We start from the raw sequence: 15,430 nt of genomic DNA on the forward strand, positions 1-15,430 counted from the left end.
CCTGCAGGCGTAGGTTATTCGGCGAAGCTGCGATCGAAGAAGTAAATGTCCCCGGGTTTCAGGTTCTCCACCGTCGCCTGGGGCCTGCCGCCTTCACCTTGTTTCTTGCGCCCGGTCTCGCGCAAATACCCTGCCTCCGTGAGTTTCAACAAGCGCTGGCGGATACTGGTCTTCAGCACCGGGCGAGCCAGCACCAGGGAAAAAATCGTGGTGGCTTGCGGGGCACTGAACTCATCGCCCAGGAACATCAGCGGCAAGCTGCTGTACAGCGACTTGGAGAACAGCCGTTCCTGCACCGATGCCACGATCATGTTGTGATCGAACGGCAGCTTGATGCTGCCGTCAGCCACGGCATTCAGTGAATACCAGGCTTGATGCTCGCCGAGCGTCACCTCCTGCGCCACGATCGCCAGGTAGTACGTGGACGACGACCAGCAACGCGGGTCGCGGAACGCATCACCCACGGTGCCCACTTGCTCGCTCCAGGCCAATTCAAACCCCACCTTGTCACTCGCCCGCAAGCGTTCCACCGCATCCTGGAGGCGCAGATCTTGCACGCCGCCGTTCACCACCACACCCGGCAACGCCCAGTGCCCGGCGAATGGCTCGGCGTCGCGTTTGTTCAGCAGCAGCTTGAGTTCGCCCGTGCTGCGGCAGTAATACAGGACGCACAGGTCGACGGTGTGGAGGTAGGCGCTAAGCGGCATGTGAGGTCCTTGCGGATAACAGTAGGGCACAGTCTAACGGATCGAACAGATATGTCATGTACCGGCACCAGGATAGATAACTAAATGTTTCTTGCAATGAAAGTACATGACGTGTACTTTTGTTTCCAGGCCACAGGAGAGCCATCATGACCCTTGCGAAAACTGCCATTGCCTCATTCGACGTCGACGCCCAGAAGAGCTTCACGCCACTGTGCCCCAACGAGTTGCCTGTGGCCGGCGGTGACCAGATCGGTGCCGAACTCAACTACATGGCCAGCCTCGCCGGCCACCGTGTCGGCAGCAAGGACGCCCACACCCCACACGCGCCCTGGGTGGTGGCACAGCACAGCGACATGCTGCAACCCACCGGCCTGGCCCACGCCGATGTGACCTGGGTGAGCCACTGCGTCCCCGGCACCGAGGGCTTCACCCTGCTGGACGCGCTGCCCACGCCTTATGACTACGACTACTTCATCTGGAAAGGCGTCGAACCCGACCTGCACCCCTACGGTGCCTGCTACCACGACCTGCACGACAAACTGTCCACCGGCGTCATCGAATACCTCAAGGCCCAGGGCGTCAGCCGCGTGATCGTTGGCGGGCTGGCGCTGGACTACTGCGTCAAGACCACCGCCTTGCAACTGCTCAAGGCCGGCCTGGAAGTGGTCCTGCACCTGCCGGCGTGCCGAGGCATCAGCGAGGAGGGCGGTGTGCAAGCGGTCAATGAGTTGCTCAAGGCCGGTGCTGTCATCAGCGGCACCCGCGAAGAACTGGCCGCGATGGCCACGCGTTAAGGAGAAATACCATGGAAAGTGCATACGACTACGAGACTCCGGTGATCCAGGGTTTGCTCGACACCGACTACTACACCTTCACCATGATGCAGGCCGTGTTGCACCAGCACCCGAACGTCGACGTCGAGTACAACTTCATCGTCCGTTCGAAGGAAAAACTCGGCCACCTGATTCCCGAACTGCGCGCCGAGCTGGAAAAAATGGCCGGCCTGCACATGCGCGAAGGCGAACTGCGCTTTCTGTTCAACCCACGCTTTCGCGAATACCTCACCCCGGACTACGAGCGCTTCCTCGGCCTGTTCCGCTTCAACCTGCGCTATATCCATGTCAGTGAAGTCGACGGCCAACTGAACATCCGCGTAGTCGGCCCGATGCTGCACTGCATCATGTTCGAACAGCCGGTTTTGGCCCTGGTCAGCGAGCTGCGCAACCGCGACAAATACCCCGACGTCACCCTCGAAGACGTCACCCGCAAGCTCTACCAGAAATTCGACTGGCTGGAGAAAAATCTCAGCCGCGATGAGCTGGCCGACCTGCGCGTCTCCGACTTCTCCACCCGTCGGCGCTTGTCGTTCAAGGCCCAGCGCGAAGTGGTCGATATCATGCGCCGCGACTTCCCCGGCCAGTTCGTCGGCACCAGCAACGCGCACTTGGCCTACGAATTCGACCTGCCGCTGATCGGCACCATGGCCCACCAGTGGCTGATGGTGCACCAGCAACTGGGGCGGCTGCGCGAGAGTCAGAACGCCGCCCTGGAAAACTGGGTGCGCGAGTACCGCGGTCGCCTTGGCATCGCCCTGACCGACTGCATCAGCACCGACTTTTTCCTCAAGGACTTCGACCTGTACTTCGCCAAGCTGTACGACGGGTTGCGCCAGGATTCTGGTGACCCCATCGCCTGGGCCGATAAGGTACTGGCCCGCTACAAGCAACTGGGCATCGACCCGATGACCAAGGACCTGATGTTCTCCGACGGCCTGAACTTTGAAAAATGCCTGCCGATCCTGCGCCATGTGCGCGGCAAGGCGCGGTTCGGGTTCGGCATGGGCACCAGCCTGGCCTGCGATGTGGAAGGCGTGGAACCGCTGAGCATCGTGATGAAGCTGGTGCGGGTGCACGGCGAGCCAGTGGTGAAATTCTCCGATGACCCGGTGAAAAATGTCTGCGAAGACGCTTCGTTTTTGCAGTACGCAGCACAAGTGTTCAACGTTGGCAGTGTGGAGGTGTGACATGCAAGAACGTATCGCACGGGAACTGAACATCAATCGCGCGTTGACCCAAGGCGGCGAGCCCGAGGAAATCCAACGGCGCATCGACTTCATCAAGACCACCTTGCGCCACTCGGGCTGCAAGGCCCTGGTGTTGGGCATCAGTGGCGGCGTCGACTCCCTCACCGCCGGCCGCCTGTGCCAATTGGCGGCCGAGCAACTGCGCAGCGAGGGTTACGCCGCACGCTTCATCGCCATGCGCCTGCCCTACAAGACCCAGGCTGATGAAAGCGACGCGCAGGCCTCCCTGAACTTCATCACCGCGGACCACATCGACACCCTCAACATCGCCGCCAGCGTCGACGGTCTGATGGCCAGCCTGGCCGCCGCCGAAGCCAGCGCCGAGCATGTCGATTTCATCAAGGGCAACGTCAAGGCCCGCACGCGCATGATCGCGCAATACGCCGTGGCCAACCTGCACAATGGCCTGGTGGTCGGCACTGACCACGGCGCCGAGGCGTTGATGGGGTTTTTCACCAAGTTCGGTGACGGCGCCTGCGACCTGGCCCCGCTGTCCGGCCTGACCAAAACCCAAGTGCGCCTGCTCGCCACGGCCCTCGGCGCGCCGGACAATCTGGTGCACAAACACCCGACGGCCGATCTGGAAGAACTGGTACCGGGAAAGCTGGACGAGCACGCCTACGGTTGCACATACGCAGAGATCGACGCCTACCTGATGGGCGAACCGGTGAGCGAGCGGGTGAGGACGATTGTCGAGGGCGCGTACAGCAAGACAGCGCACAAACGCGCGCTGCCGATTGCGCCCCTTTGATTAACGCTCGATCGATCGACTCCACCGCGCATTCCACTCCGGCCGCGCCTGGTTGACCTGGTCCCAATCGATCGAAATCGCCGTCTGCAAGTAACCCTGCATCGCTTCCACCCGCGCACGGGTCTTGTCGGTGGTCGGCGTGGTCGGGTTAGACGGGATCTGATCGCCTTCTTCCAGCGCAGGGGCCTGGGCTTCGGCGGTCAGCAAAAATGCGGCGAGCTTCTGCGCCAGTTCCGGCTGGTCGTTGCGCGCGATCACACACTCAGCCACGTTCAGCACCACCGCACCCTCCTTGGGTTGCGCATATTCCATGGGCACGCCAAGCAGTTTCTGGGTGGCGACCTGGGTCGGGGTGAGCGGGAAAATCGCGGCTTCGTCGGTCTGCACCATCTCGGATATTTTCGCCGAGCTGGCGATGTATTCCAGCACGTTGGGGCCGACGGTTTTCGGCCAGGCCTTGAAGCCGGGCTCGACGTTGGTTTCATCGCCACCCTGGATACGGTTGAACATCAGGAAACCGTGCAGGCCGAAGGTGGACGAAGCCAGGGACTGGAACACCACTTTCTCCTTGAAGCGCGGGTCGGCCAGGTCCATCCACGAGGTGGGCGCCGCCCAGCCGTTTTCCTTGAACATCTTGGCGTTGTAGCCCAGGCCGGTGACGCCGAGGGTCACGGCCACGGCTTCGTCCTTGATTCTGGCCTTGGCCGGGATCTGCTCCAGGGTCGGGCTCGGCGTCAGCTTGTCGCACAGGCCCATGGAGATGGCGCGGTACATGATGCCGTCGTCGAGGAACATCACGTGCATCTGTGGGTTGTCTTTGTTGGCCTGGACCTTGGCAAGGATGTCCGACGACGTGCCGGGCACAATCACGACCTTGACGTTGTTGGCCTTCTCGAACGCGGGCAGCACCTTGTCGGCGTACACCCGTTCCATGGTGCCGCCGTTCATGCCCAGGTACAGCGTGGGCGCGGCGTGCGCGGTGGAGGCGAGCAGGGCGAGGGACAAGCAGGACAGCGCAATACGTGGGTTCATGGATGTTTTTCCTCTCAGGCTTGGAAACGACGGATGGAAAACGCTTCGATGGGTTGGCGGCTGGCTCCGTCGCAGACGATCTCTGCCAGGGCTTCACCGACCGCGGGACCGAGCTGGAACCCGGCACCGGCAAAGCCGAAACCGTGGAGCAGGCCAGGTTGGGTGCTGCTGGGGCCGATCACCGGTTCGTGATCGGGTAGATAACCTTCGGTGCCGCTCCAGGTACGAATCGCCTGGGCACCCTTGAGGAACGGGTACAGCTCGCCGGCATTGCGCAGGATCTCCAGCACGGCGGCCTGCCCAGGTCGCGCGGTCAGCGGGCCAAGGGCAAAGCCGCGACCGCCGCCGAGGATGCAATTGCCCCGGGCGACCTGGCGTGCATAAATCCCGCCGCCTTCAACGCCGGTACTCACATTCATCACCACCGGCAGCGGCTCGGTGACCAGCATCGCCGGGTGCGCCGAGGTGATTGGCACTGCTTCGCCAAACTGCGCAGCGACAGTACCGGCCCAGGCGCCGGCACAGTTGAGCAACCACGGCGCTTGCAGGTGCAGGCCGTTGGCGCAATGCACCTGGAACTGCTGGCCGTCATGTTCTATGCCAATCACCTCGGCTTGCTCGTACACCGATGCGCCAAAGCGTTGCGCGGCACGTGCGAAGGCGGGCGATACCAGGCGCGGGTTGGCGTGGCCGTCTTGCGGACACAACGAGGCGCCCACCGCAATGTCGCCCACCCAGGGGAAGCGTGCGCGCAGCTCGGTGTAGTCGAGCAACTGCAAGCCCAGGCCAAAGCCACGGGTCTGCTCGGCATACGCCTGCAACGCGGCGAAATCAGCATGGCTGCGCGCCAGCTTCAAATGCCCGGATCGCACGTATTCGCCGTCGATGCCGATCAGGCCCGGCAAGTCGGCCCACAGTTGATGGGCGCGTTGCGACAGCGGCAACTGATGCAAAGGCCGGCCCTGGCGGCGCACACCGCCATAATTCACGCCACTGGAATGCGAGCCACAGAAATCCCGCTCCACCAGGGCCACGCGCTGGCCTTTCTGCGCGAGCATCAAGGCTGCCGACGCGCCGACAATCCCACCGCCCAGTACGATGACGTCGATCATGGCTGCGCCTCCACGCCAAATGGCAGTGGCTTGATCGGCGCCTGGCCACGCAAGCGGCCGACGTTTTCAATGCGCCGGCCACTGCGCTCAGCGACAATTTCCGCCGCCGCCAGCCCGCACATGCGCCCCTGGCAGCGGCCCATGCCGACGCGGCAGTGGGCCTTGACCCGATTGATCTCCCAGTGGCCTTCATCCACCACTGCGCGTATTTCGCCGGCGCTGACTTCTTCGCAGCGGCACACCATCAGCGTATCCGGAGCCTGTGCAGCCCACTGCTCAGGGAAGGGGAACGCGGTTTCCAGGCCCTGGCGAAAGCGCTGGATGCCGGCCAGTTGCTGCTCCAACGCGGCAGGGCGGCGGTGATCAATGGCAATGCCCGAGTCTTCCAAAACCGCCAGCGCGGCGCGCTCGCCGGCCATCTGCGCGGCGTCCGCGCCCATGATCCCGGCGCCGTCACCGGCCAGGTACACACCGCTGACACTGCTGCGCCCGGCGTTGTCGCGTTGCGGAAGCCAGGCGCGGTTCAATGCGTTCCAGGCGAATGCGCAACCGAGCAGGTCCGCCAGTTGCGTCTCGCTGCGCAGGGCATGGGCAAAGCCCACGGCGTCGCATTCCAGGCTGTGTTCGCCCCAGCGAATACCGCTGACCCGCTGTTCGCCTTCGATCTGCGTGAGCGTGGCGCCTTGATGCACGGCAACCCCATGGGCCGTCAGCCAGGCGCGGTAATACAAGCCCTTGGCCAAGGTCGCCGGTTGCCCGAGCAGTGCCGGCAGCGCGCGACACTGCGCGCTGAACGGTGCGCTGTCGAGCACCGCGACGACCTTGGCCCCGGCTTTGGCGTACTGATAGGCGACCAGGTACAACAACGGTCCGGTGCCACAGAACGCCACGCGCTCCCCGATGGCGCAGCCCTGGTATTTCAGGGCGATCTGCGCCGCGCCGAGGCTGTAGACACCGGGCAAGGTCCAGCCCGGCACCGGCAGGATACGGTCGGTGGCGCCCGTGGCAACGATGATCTGCGCGTACTCGAGGCTCTCGGCGCGCCCGTTGTTGAGCAGGTCCAGGCGGCCGTCCTCGGCATTCCACACCAGGGTTTGCGGCCGGTAGACGATCAGCGCAGCCAGCTCATCCATCGTGCGGTGCACAGCGTCGGCCTTGCTTGCTTCAAATCCGTAGAGTTGCCTGGCCGTGCGTTGGAAACCTTGGGGTTGGCGCCGATAAATCTGCCCGCCGCCGCGCAGGCTTTCGTCCACCAGGCACGGTGTGATGCCGTGGTCGAGCAGGGTGCGCGCCGCGCTGATGCCGGCCGGGCCGGCGCCCACAATCACCACCGGCTTCATGGCTGGCGCCCCGGATCGCGGCTGATCGCCTGGCCTTCTTCCAGCAGCGTCGAGCAGGCACGCACGCGGCGTCCGTCTGCAAGGCGCACCCAGCAATCCTGGCACGCGCCCATCAGGCAGAAACCGGCGCGGCGCTCGGCGCTGAAATCACTGCCGCGCAGGTGTTCGGCGCAGGTCAGCACGGCGGTCAGCACTGTGTCACCCAGCAAGCCGCTGGCAGGCTGGCCGTCCAGGGTAAAGGCCAGGGCAGGGCGTTCGGTCTCGGCCAAGCGTTTGAACAGGGCCATCAATGTTTCCCCACCAGCACGCGGTCGAGGCCGTAGACCCGGTCGAGCAAAATCATGGTCGCCGCCGTCAGTGCAATCACCAGCGCCGACACCGCCGCCATCATCGGGTCGATGGACTCGGTGGCGTACACGTACATGCGCACCGGCAGGGTTTGCGTGGCCGGCGAACTGACAAAGATCGACAGCGTCACCTCATCGAAACTGTTGATGAAGGCGAGCAACCAACCGCCGGCGACACCGGGCAGGATCATCGGCAGAGTGATCTGGCGAAACAGCGTGAAGCGGCTCGCACCCAGTGATTCGGCGGCTTGCTCGGCGCTGCGATCAATACCGATGGCCGCCGCCAATACCAGGCGCAGCACATACGGCGTGATGATCACCACGTGGGCCAGCATCAGCCAGGTAAAGCTGCCGTTGACGCCCATCAGCGCGAACAAGCGCAGCATGGCCACGCCCAGTACCAGGTGCGGGATGATGATGGGTGACAGGAACAAGGCGCTGAAAAAATTGCGCCCCGGGAACGTGTACCGGCTGATCGCCAAGGCCGCCGGCACGGCGATCAAGGTGGCCAGGGTCGCGGCGGTGAAGGCCAGGACCAGGCTGTTATAGAACGCCTGGATAAAATCCGCACGCTCGAACACCGCGCGAAACCAGCGCAGCGAGAAGCCCGAGGTGGGCAGGCTCAAGGTATTTTCGGGCGTGAACGCCACCAGGCACACCACCACCAGCGGCGCCATCATGAACAGCACCACCAACGCGTGGAAACCGAGGGCCAAAGGACCGTTTCTGGACATGCGCTTAAACCCCCAGGGACTTTTTGTAGCGGCCTTCGACCATGCGGTTCCAGCTCAGCATGATCAGCAGATTGACCAACAGCAGCACCACCGCGATGGTCGCGCCCATGGGCCAGTTGAGTTCCGAGAGGTACTGGTCGTACACCACCGTGGCGACCATTTTCAGGCGACGCCCGCCGAGCAGGCCGGGGATTGCAAAGGAACTGGCGGCCAGGCCGAACACGATCAGGGTGCCGGACAGCACGCCGGGCATGACCTGCGGCAACACGATCTTGCGCATCACCGTGGCCTGGCTGGCGCCCAGGGACAACGCCGCCTGTTCAGCCGACGGGTCGAGCTTCTGCAGGGAGGTCCACACCGGGATGATCATGAACGGCAGCATCACGTGCACCAGGGCGATGATCACCGCGAACGGCGTGTACAGCAGCTTCACCGGGCGCCCGCCAAGGAACTGGATGACCTGGTTCACCAACCCGTCCGCGCCAAGCAACAGGCTCCAACCAAAGGCGCGCACCACCACCGAAATCAGCAGTGGCGTAAGGATCAGGATCAGGAAGATCGAACGCCACGGCGTGCCCATGCGGCTGAGAATGTAGGCCTCGGGCACGCCGATCACCACGCATAACAGCGTGACCAGCGCGCTGATCCAAAAGGTGCGCCAGAAGATTTCGTAGAAGTACGAATCACTGAACAGCGACAGGTAGTGCGCGAAGGTCCACTCATCGGCCTTCACGCCGACCTGGTAGTCGAACACGTTGAACGACAGCACCAGCGTCAGGCCTAGCGGCAGGATCAGCAGCCCGGCAAACAACACCAGCGCCGGCAGCGAGAGCAGGTAGCCGCGGCTCATGGATGCACCTCATCCGTGGCCAACACACGCAACAGGCTGGCGTGCCAGTCCAGGCCCACCGCTGTGCCGCAACGCAGCGGCGCGTTGCCGTCGTTGCTGCGCACCACGGTGACTTCGCCGAGGGCGGTGTCGATGTGGTACAGCCACTGGCTGCCAAAGAAGTAGCGATTGATGACCTGGCCTTGCAGGCGACCTGTGCCTGCATCCACCAATTGGATCTTTTCCGGGCGCAGGCTCAGGGTCAGTTCGCCGTCGCCGCTTTCGTGGCGTACTTGCGGGCTTCCCAGCGGGTCGTAGTCGCCCGGCAGCAGGTTGGCCTTGCCGACAAAGTCCGAGATGAAGCGCGTACGCGGGTGCTCGTAGAGCTTGTAGGGCGCGTCGATCTGGGTCACGCGCCCGGCCTGCATCACCACCACGCGGTCGCTGATCGACAGCGCCTCAGCCTGGTCGTGGGTGACCATCAAGGTGGTGATTCCGACGGCGCACTGGATGCGGCGGATCTCGAACTGCATTTCTTCGCGCAGGTTGGCGTCGAGGTTGGACAGCGGTTCATCGAGCAGCAACACCGGCGGTTCGATCACCAAGGCGCGGGCCAGGGCCACGCGCTGGCGCTGACCGCCGGACAGCTCCCGTGGGTAACGGTCGGCGTGCGGTGCCAGGCGCACCAGTTCGAGCACGGTCTTGACCTTGCTGGCGATCTCGCTGGCCGGCACTTTACGCATCTTCAGGCCGAAGGCGACGTTGTCGCGCACGCTCATGTGCGGGAACAGTGCGTAGCTCTGGAACACCACGCCCAGGCCACGGCTGGCGGGTTTGGCGTGGGTGATGTCGCGGCCGTCGAGCAGGATCTGCCCGCCGCTGACATCGACGAAGCCAGCGATCATTTGCAGGGTGGTGGTCTTGCCGCAACCCGAAGGGCCGAGCAGGGAAACGAATTCGCCTTTTTCCACCGCAAGGTCGGTGGCGACCACCGCATCGACGGCGCCGTAGCGTTTGCTCAAGGCGTTGAGTTGGAGAAATGCCATGTCTGCGTTCCACCTTTTTTTGAGTCGCGTCGAAACGCGCTTTTTTGTTTTGGGCAGATGCGAAAAGGGTGTTGCGGGTGCGTTGGCGCTCGATCTCAAGTCGGCTGCCGGTTGTTGTTCATTTCGCCCCTGTGGACGCAGATTAGGACGAAGACTAGGATGGGCGGAAGATGGAATTTCACTGAGCGGACTATTATTTTCAAATTTATTCACTCACCGGAATTTACAAAGGGATTGGTTGTTATGGATTCCACTGATCGAAATGAAAGCAGTAGGGAAGTCGGGGCGGGCGCGGTGTCTCGTCTGTTCGCGCTGCTGCGAACCCTGGGTGAAGTGCCGGAGGGTGGCGAACGCGTTACGCAGCTCGCGCAACAGGTGGGCCTGTCCCAACCCACCACGCACCGGCTGCTGCGCAGCCTGATGGACGAAGGCATGGTCGAGCAGGACGCACGCAGCAAGCGCTATCGCCTCAGCCTGGAGTTTTTTGCCCTGGCGGCGAATGCGGGCAAGACCGGCAACCTGCGCGACCTGGTGCGGCCGAGCATGCTGCGCCTGAGTGCTTCATTGGGGGATTCGCTGTTCCTGCTGGCGCGCAGTGGCTTCGACGCGATCTGCCTGGACCGCAGCGAAGGCCCGTACCCGATCCGCACCTTCACCGGCGATATCGGCGGGCGCGTGGCGTTGGGCGTGGGGCAGGGCAGTCTGGCGATCCTGGCGTTCTTGCCAGAGGAAGAGCGTGAAACGGTGATCCGCTACAACCTGCCACGGCTCAAGGACTTCCACCTGTATGACGAAGTGCTGTTGCGCTCGGAAGTGCAGAACGTGCGCAACCTTGGGTATGCGGCCCGCAATACTGGGGTGCTGGAAGGCATGGCCGGGTTGGCGGTGCCGATCCTCAACCGCGACGGGCACGCGGTGGCGGCGTTGAGTGTGGCGACCATCAGCGACCGCCTGGGGCCGAGCCGGTTGCCCATGGTGGTGGAGTTGCTCAAGCGCGAAGCAGCGGCGATCGGGCCACGCATCAATCCGTTTGATCCGACGTTGAGGCGGCCCTCACACACCTTTGGCGGGTGACGATTTCAGCCACGATAAAGATCAAAAAATGTGGGAGCGGGCTTGCTCGCGAATGCGGTGGGTCAGCCAAGGATATGTCAACGGATACTCCGTATTCGCGAGCAAGCCCGCTCCCACACAAGCCCCACACACATTTAGATGGCAGCTAGGGCGACAGAGGTGGCCGCTGTGCGGGTTTCCACGCCGAGCTTCACATACACATGCTCCAGGTGCTTGTTCACCGTCCTCGGGCTCAACCCCAGAATATCGCCGATATCCCGATTGGTTTTCCCGCAGGCCACCCAGCGCAGCACTTCTACCTCGCGCTCGGTCAGTTGGAACCGGGCCGACAGCAGGCGTTGGGCCGGTGCATCTTCGAGCGTCAGCACACTGGGCTGCTGCGCCTCGCGCGCCGAGAGCAAAATGCGCGAGGTGCGCAAATGCGCCGCCACCCGCGCCAGTACCTCGTCAGTCTGGATCGGCTTGGTCACGTAGTCACTGCCCCCCACTTCAAAGCCCTGCACCACGTGCTTGGTGTCGGTCAGCCCGGTCATGAACACCACCGGGATATCCGCACTGGCGGGTTGCGCCTTGAGCCGACGGCAGGTTTCGAAGCCGTCCAGGCCGGGCATCATCGCGTCCAGCAGGATCAGGTCCGGGCGCCGGCGTTGCACGCGGTTCAACGCGCTGAGCCCGTCAAGGGCCACCAGCACCATGTAGCCGGCGTCGTCGAGGGCATCGGAGAGCATCGCCAGGTTGTCCGGGGTGTCGTCCACGATCAGCACGACGCCGGGTTCAGTGCTGCGGGTGAGTGCATTCATCTTCGGCCTCCTTGAGGGTTCGGTTGAGTTCATCCAGGCGGAAACCCTTGAGCAAACCACGCACCTTGCTGATGAAAGGCTCGGTATCGGGGTGGTGCGCAAGGATCGTGTCGAGTTTTTCGTGCAGGCCGCGCACGTAGCCGATAGCGCTGAGTTCGGCGAGGGCCGCCAGGTCTTCCGGGCTGGGCAACACGCTGGGTGGCGGTGGCGGCACCCGGCTCTTGGTGCGCCGCAGCCAGTGCAGGTCCAGGTGCTGTTGCAAACGCCCAAGCAGTTCCGGCGTGCGCACGGGCTTGGCCAGGTAGTCGTTGCACGCGGCGGCAATGCTGCGTTCGCGGTCGTCGGTAAAGGCATTGGCCGAAATCACGATAATCGGCGCCGTGGACAGCGCATTACGCCGGATCAGGCGGCTGGTTTCGTAGCCATCCAGGGTCGGCATCGACAGGTCCATCAGGATCAGGTCCGGCGCCAGCAATGCCACCTGGCGGATCGCGTCCTGGCCATTGCTGGCCTGGATCACTTCGAATCCCAGGGGCGTGAGCATGCCGCTGAGCACCTTGCGATGGTCCACATGGTCATCCACCACCAGGATGCGTCGCCGCGCCCCCTGATAGCCGATGATGTCGTGTTCCACATGCACCACCGCCTGCGGCGCGCGCACCTGGGACAAGAACAGCCGCACCTGGAAGCAGGTGCCCTTGTCCAGCTCGCTGGTCACCCGCAGCTCGCCGCCCATCAATGAGGTGAGCATGCGCGTGATGGTCAGGCCCAGGCCTACGCCGTTGTCCTGGCGCATCAGGTCGCCACGTTCGAACGGCTGGAATATCCGCTCCAACTGCCCCGGATCAATGCCGATGCCGGTGTCGATAATCTCGAAGTTGGCGGTCTCGCGCATATAACTGACCCGCAGGCGCACCTCGCCGCTGTCGGTGAAGTTCACCGCGTTGCCCAGTAGGTTGATCAGGATCTGGCGTACGCGTTTTTCATCGCCGCGCACCACCGCCGGGATCTTGCCCACGCAATCCAGGCGAAAGCGCAGGCCCTTGTCCTGGGCTTGCGGGGTGAACATCTGTTCCAGGTCATGGAGCAGCTCGGGGAAGGGGATTTCAGTCAGTTCCAGGCGCAATTTGCCAGCTTCGATCTTGGCCACATCCAGCAAGCCATCGATCAACGAGACCAAGTGCGAGCCACTGCGCAGGATGGTCGCGAGTGCATCCTGGTGCTGCTCGGGCATGGCGCTGTCGCGCTGCAGGATCTGGGTGAAGCCTAAGATGCTGTTCAGCGGCGTGCGCAGCTCATGGGACAGCCCGGTGACGTAGCGGCTCTTGGCGGCATTCGCCGCCTCGGAAGCTTCCTTGGCTTGCTGCAGGGCCTGGTCGGTGAGGCTGTGGGCGTCGATTTCCTGCATCAGCAGCAGGGTCTGGCGGTCGGATTCCTCCTGAGCCACGCCACGGCTTTCGCGGGTCAGCACCACCCACCAGGCGAGCACGGCGGCCAGTACCGAGAGGGTCAGGAACGCCTTGAAGAATGCCTGGTACAGGGTTTCCGAATGGGGCAAACCCTGGGCCGCCTGCACATAGATCAAGGCCAATGCGCCGGCAAGCATCAACACCAGCGCCAGCAACAACCCCAGGTAATGGGCCAGGCGCGTGTGCAGGCGCGGCATCATCGTATTGGGCAGCAACCAGCGCAACACACCTTCGAACTGAGTGACCAGGCGGGCGTGGGGTTTGCACCGGTCACCGCAACGCGCATCCAACGAACAACACAGCGAGCAGATCGGCGTGCTGTAGGCCGGGCAGAACGCCATGTCCGCGGTCTCGAACGGGTTGCTGCACAAGCCGCACACCGCGTGGGTTGCCGGGGCAATCGGGTGGATCAATTGCACGTCACTGGTGCGGGCGATGTAGTACTTACCTTGGGTCAGCCAGGCCAGCAGCGGTGCCATCACCAAGGCCGTGCCCAGGGCCACGAAGGGCGGCGCCGCCTGGGCCAGGGCGCCGAACAGGCCGAAATGAGCAAGGATCGACAGCAGCGACGCAATCAGCATCGAGCCGACGCCCACCGGGTTGATGTCGTAGAGGTGCGCGCGCTTGAACTCGATGTGCTTGGGCGACAGGCCCAACGGCTTGTTGATCACCAGGTCCGCCACCAACGTGCCGATCCAGGCAATCGCGATATTGGCGTAGAGCCCGAGCACTTGGTCGATCACGTCGAACACGCCTAACTCCATCAGCATCAACGCGATGGCCACGTTGAACACCAGCCACACCACCCGGCCGGGGTGGCTGTGAGTCACGCGGGCAAAAAAATTCGACCAGGCCAGCGAGCCGGCGTAGGCATTGGTCAGGTTGATTTTCATCTGCGAGATGATCACGAACAGCACCATGGCGCCGAGTGCCCATTCTGGCGAGCTGAACACGTAGCGGAAGGCGACCAGGTACATCTGGGTCGGCTCGGCGGCGCGTTCCATGGGGATCTCATGTTGCAGCGCGAGAAACGCCAGGAATGCGCCGGCGAACATCTTCAAGGCGCCGGGGATGATCCAGCCAGGGCCGGCGCAGAGCAGGGCGGCCCACCAGCGCTTGCGGTTGGCGACGGTTTTTTCCGGCAGGAAGCGCAAGTAGTCCACCTGTTCGCCGATCTGCGTCACCAGCGACAGCGCCACGGTGCAGGCCGCGCAGAACGCCAACAGGTTGAAGCCGCCGCCATCACCGCTGCGCCCGACAAAGCTGGTCCAGTCGCTGAAGGCGCCGGGGTTTTTCCACGCCACAAAGCCGTACGGCAGCACCAGCAACAGCAGCCACAGCGGTTGCGTCCACAGTTGCAGGCGGCTGATCAGGGTGACGCCGTAGGCCACCAGCGGGATCACCAACAGCGAGCAAATCACATAGGCGAAGGCCAGCGGGATATGAAAATACAGCTCCAGGGCGAGGGCCATGATCGCCGCTTCCAAGGCAAAGAACAGGAAGGTAAAGCTGGCGTAGATCAGCGAGGTGATGGTGGAGCCGATGTAGCCGAAGCCGGCGCCGCGGGTCAGCAGGTCCATGTCCACGCCGTAGCGCGCCGCGTAATAGCTGATGGGCAGGCCGGTGAAAAAGATCACCAGGCTGATGGCGAGGATCGCCCAGAAGGTGTTGGTGAACCCGTAGCTCAAGGCCAACACGCCGCCGATGGCTTCCAGCGCCAGGAACGACACTGCGCCCAGGGCAGTGTTGGCAATGCGCAGCTCCGACCACTTGCGAAAGGACTTGGGGGTGTAGCGCAGGGCGTAGTCTTCCATGGTCTCGTCGGCGACCCAGGTGTTGTAGTCGCGGCGGATCTTGACGATGCGCTGGGTGCCGGAAGGAGGGTGCACGGTGGGATGGCTCCGGGAAGTGGGCAAGGTGGATGAGCAATTTCCGTGCCCCGATACAAAATGTGGGAGCTGGCTTGCCTGCGATGGCGGTGGGTCAGGCATGGGGAAGTTGATTGATACACCGCCATCGCAGGCAAGCCAGCTCCCACATTGATCGGTGCTGTCAGGGCGGGCGGGATCCTGCGCGAAAATGGTGCGCAGCGGCATACGTCAAATG

14 protein-coding genes are annotated in these 15,430 nt (G+C 63.4%); 4 read left to right on the top strand and 10 right to left on the bottom strand.

The window, feature by feature from the left end; genetic code table 11:
- Positions 1-14 precede the first annotated feature (14 nt).
- Positions 15-707, bottom strand: coding sequence for an NUDIX hydrolase (locus KHP07_RS16545; RefSeq protein WP_078047934.1), 693 nt, complete (start codon positions 705-707; stop codon positions 15-17).
- Between the two features lie 146 nt (positions 708-853).
- On the opposite strand from KHP07_RS16545, the gene KHP07_RS16550 reads away from it, so the two are divergent.
- Genes KHP07_RS16550 through nadE form a run of 3 tightly spaced genes read left to right on the top strand, consistent with a single transcriptional unit; the run spans position 854 to position 3,541 of the window.
- A complete protein-coding gene (locus KHP07_RS16550; protein ID WP_214497532.1) occupies positions 854-1,501 on the top strand; it encodes a nicotinamidase in 648 nt (215 codons plus the stop codon).
- Positions 1,502-1,512: 11 nt separating this feature from the next.
- The gene (pncB, locus tag KHP07_RS16555; protein WP_099492477.1) at positions 1,513-2,730 is read left to right on the top strand and encodes a nicotinate phosphoribosyltransferase; all 1,218 of its coding nucleotides are present in this window, start codon (positions 1,513-1,515) and stop codon (positions 2,728-2,730) included.
- A gap of 1 nt (position 2,731) precedes the next feature.
- Positions 2,732-3,541 carry an NAD(+) synthase gene (gene nadE / locus KHP07_RS16560; protein ID WP_214497533.1) on the top strand — a complete coding sequence of 270 codons (810 nt, stop codon included), beginning with the start codon at positions 2,732-2,734 and terminating at the stop codon, positions 3,539-3,541.
- Here the strand turns inward: nadE and KHP07_RS16565 are convergent, their stop codons facing one another.
- The 7 genes from KHP07_RS16565 to KHP07_RS16595 are packed head-to-tail and all read right to left on the bottom strand — an operon-like array spanning position 3,542 to position 9,981.
- The gene (locus KHP07_RS16565; protein ID WP_214497534.1) at positions 3,542-4,573 is read right to left on the bottom strand and encodes an ABC transporter substrate-binding protein; all 1,032 of its coding nucleotides are present in this window, start codon (positions 4,571-4,573) and stop codon (positions 3,542-3,544) included. It abuts the gene before it with no gap.
- 14 nt (positions 4,574-4,587) lie between these two features.
- Complete coding sequence (locus KHP07_RS16570) at positions 4,588-5,685, bottom strand: NAD(P)/FAD-dependent oxidoreductase (RefSeq protein WP_214497535.1); 1,098 nt, start codon at positions 5,683-5,685, stop codon at positions 4,588-4,590.
- Positions 5,682-7,025, bottom strand: a complete 1,344-nt coding sequence (locus KHP07_RS16575; protein ID WP_214497536.1) for an FAD/NAD(P)-dependent oxidoreductase — start codon at positions 7,023-7,025, stop codon at positions 5,682-5,684. Before KHP07_RS16575 ends, KHP07_RS16570 begins: the two co-directional genes overlap by 4 nt.
- Positions 7,022-7,312 (bottom strand): (2Fe-2S)-binding protein, encoded by a 291-nt coding sequence (locus tag KHP07_RS16580; RefSeq protein WP_078047941.1) that lies wholly within the window; start codon positions 7,310-7,312, stop codon positions 7,022-7,024. The genes KHP07_RS16575 and KHP07_RS16580 overlap by 4 nt, the downstream gene beginning before the upstream one ends.
- Complete coding sequence (locus tag KHP07_RS16585; protein ID WP_078047942.1) at positions 7,312-8,106, bottom strand: ABC transporter permease; 795 nt, start codon at positions 8,104-8,106, stop codon at positions 7,312-7,314. The genes KHP07_RS16580 and KHP07_RS16585 overlap by 1 nt, the downstream gene beginning before the upstream one ends.
- A gap of 4 nt (positions 8,107-8,110) precedes the next feature.
- A complete protein-coding gene (locus KHP07_RS16590; RefSeq protein WP_069023183.1) occupies positions 8,111-8,956 on the bottom strand; it encodes an ABC transporter permease in 846 nt (281 codons plus the stop codon).
- Positions 8,953-9,981, bottom strand: a complete 1,029-nt coding sequence (locus KHP07_RS16595) for an ABC transporter ATP-binding protein (protein WP_214497537.1) — start codon at positions 9,979-9,981, stop codon at positions 8,953-8,955. Before KHP07_RS16595 ends, KHP07_RS16590 begins: the two co-directional genes overlap by 4 nt.
- Positions 9,982-10,224: 243 nt before the next feature.
- Between KHP07_RS16595 and KHP07_RS16600 the strand changes: the two genes are divergently transcribed.
- On the top strand, positions 10,225-11,055 hold the full coding sequence (locus tag KHP07_RS16600; RefSeq protein ID WP_214497538.1) for an IclR family transcriptional regulator: 831 nt from the start codon (positions 10,225-10,227) through the stop codon (positions 11,053-11,055).
- Positions 11,056-11,189: 134 nt separating this feature from the next.
- On the opposite strand, the gene KHP07_RS16605 is transcribed toward KHP07_RS16600, so the two are convergent.
- Together KHP07_RS16605 and KHP07_RS16610 are read right to left on the bottom strand one after the other, a co-directional pair.
- Positions 11,190-11,855, bottom strand: coding sequence for a response regulator (locus KHP07_RS16605; RefSeq protein ID WP_078047946.1), 666 nt, complete (start codon positions 11,853-11,855; stop codon positions 11,190-11,192).
- Positions 11,830-15,213, bottom strand: coding sequence for an ATP-binding protein (locus KHP07_RS16610; protein WP_100491015.1), 3,384 nt, complete (start codon positions 15,211-15,213; stop codon positions 11,830-11,832). The genes KHP07_RS16605 and KHP07_RS16610 overlap by 26 nt, the downstream gene beginning before the upstream one ends.
- Positions 15,214-15,430 lie beyond the last annotated feature (217 nt).

It is taken from the genome of Pseudomonas sp. VS40, from assembly GCF_018587885.1.
Classification (GTDB): domain Bacteria; phylum Pseudomonadota; class Gammaproteobacteria; order Pseudomonadales; family Pseudomonadaceae; genus Aquipseudomonas; species Aquipseudomonas pergaminensis.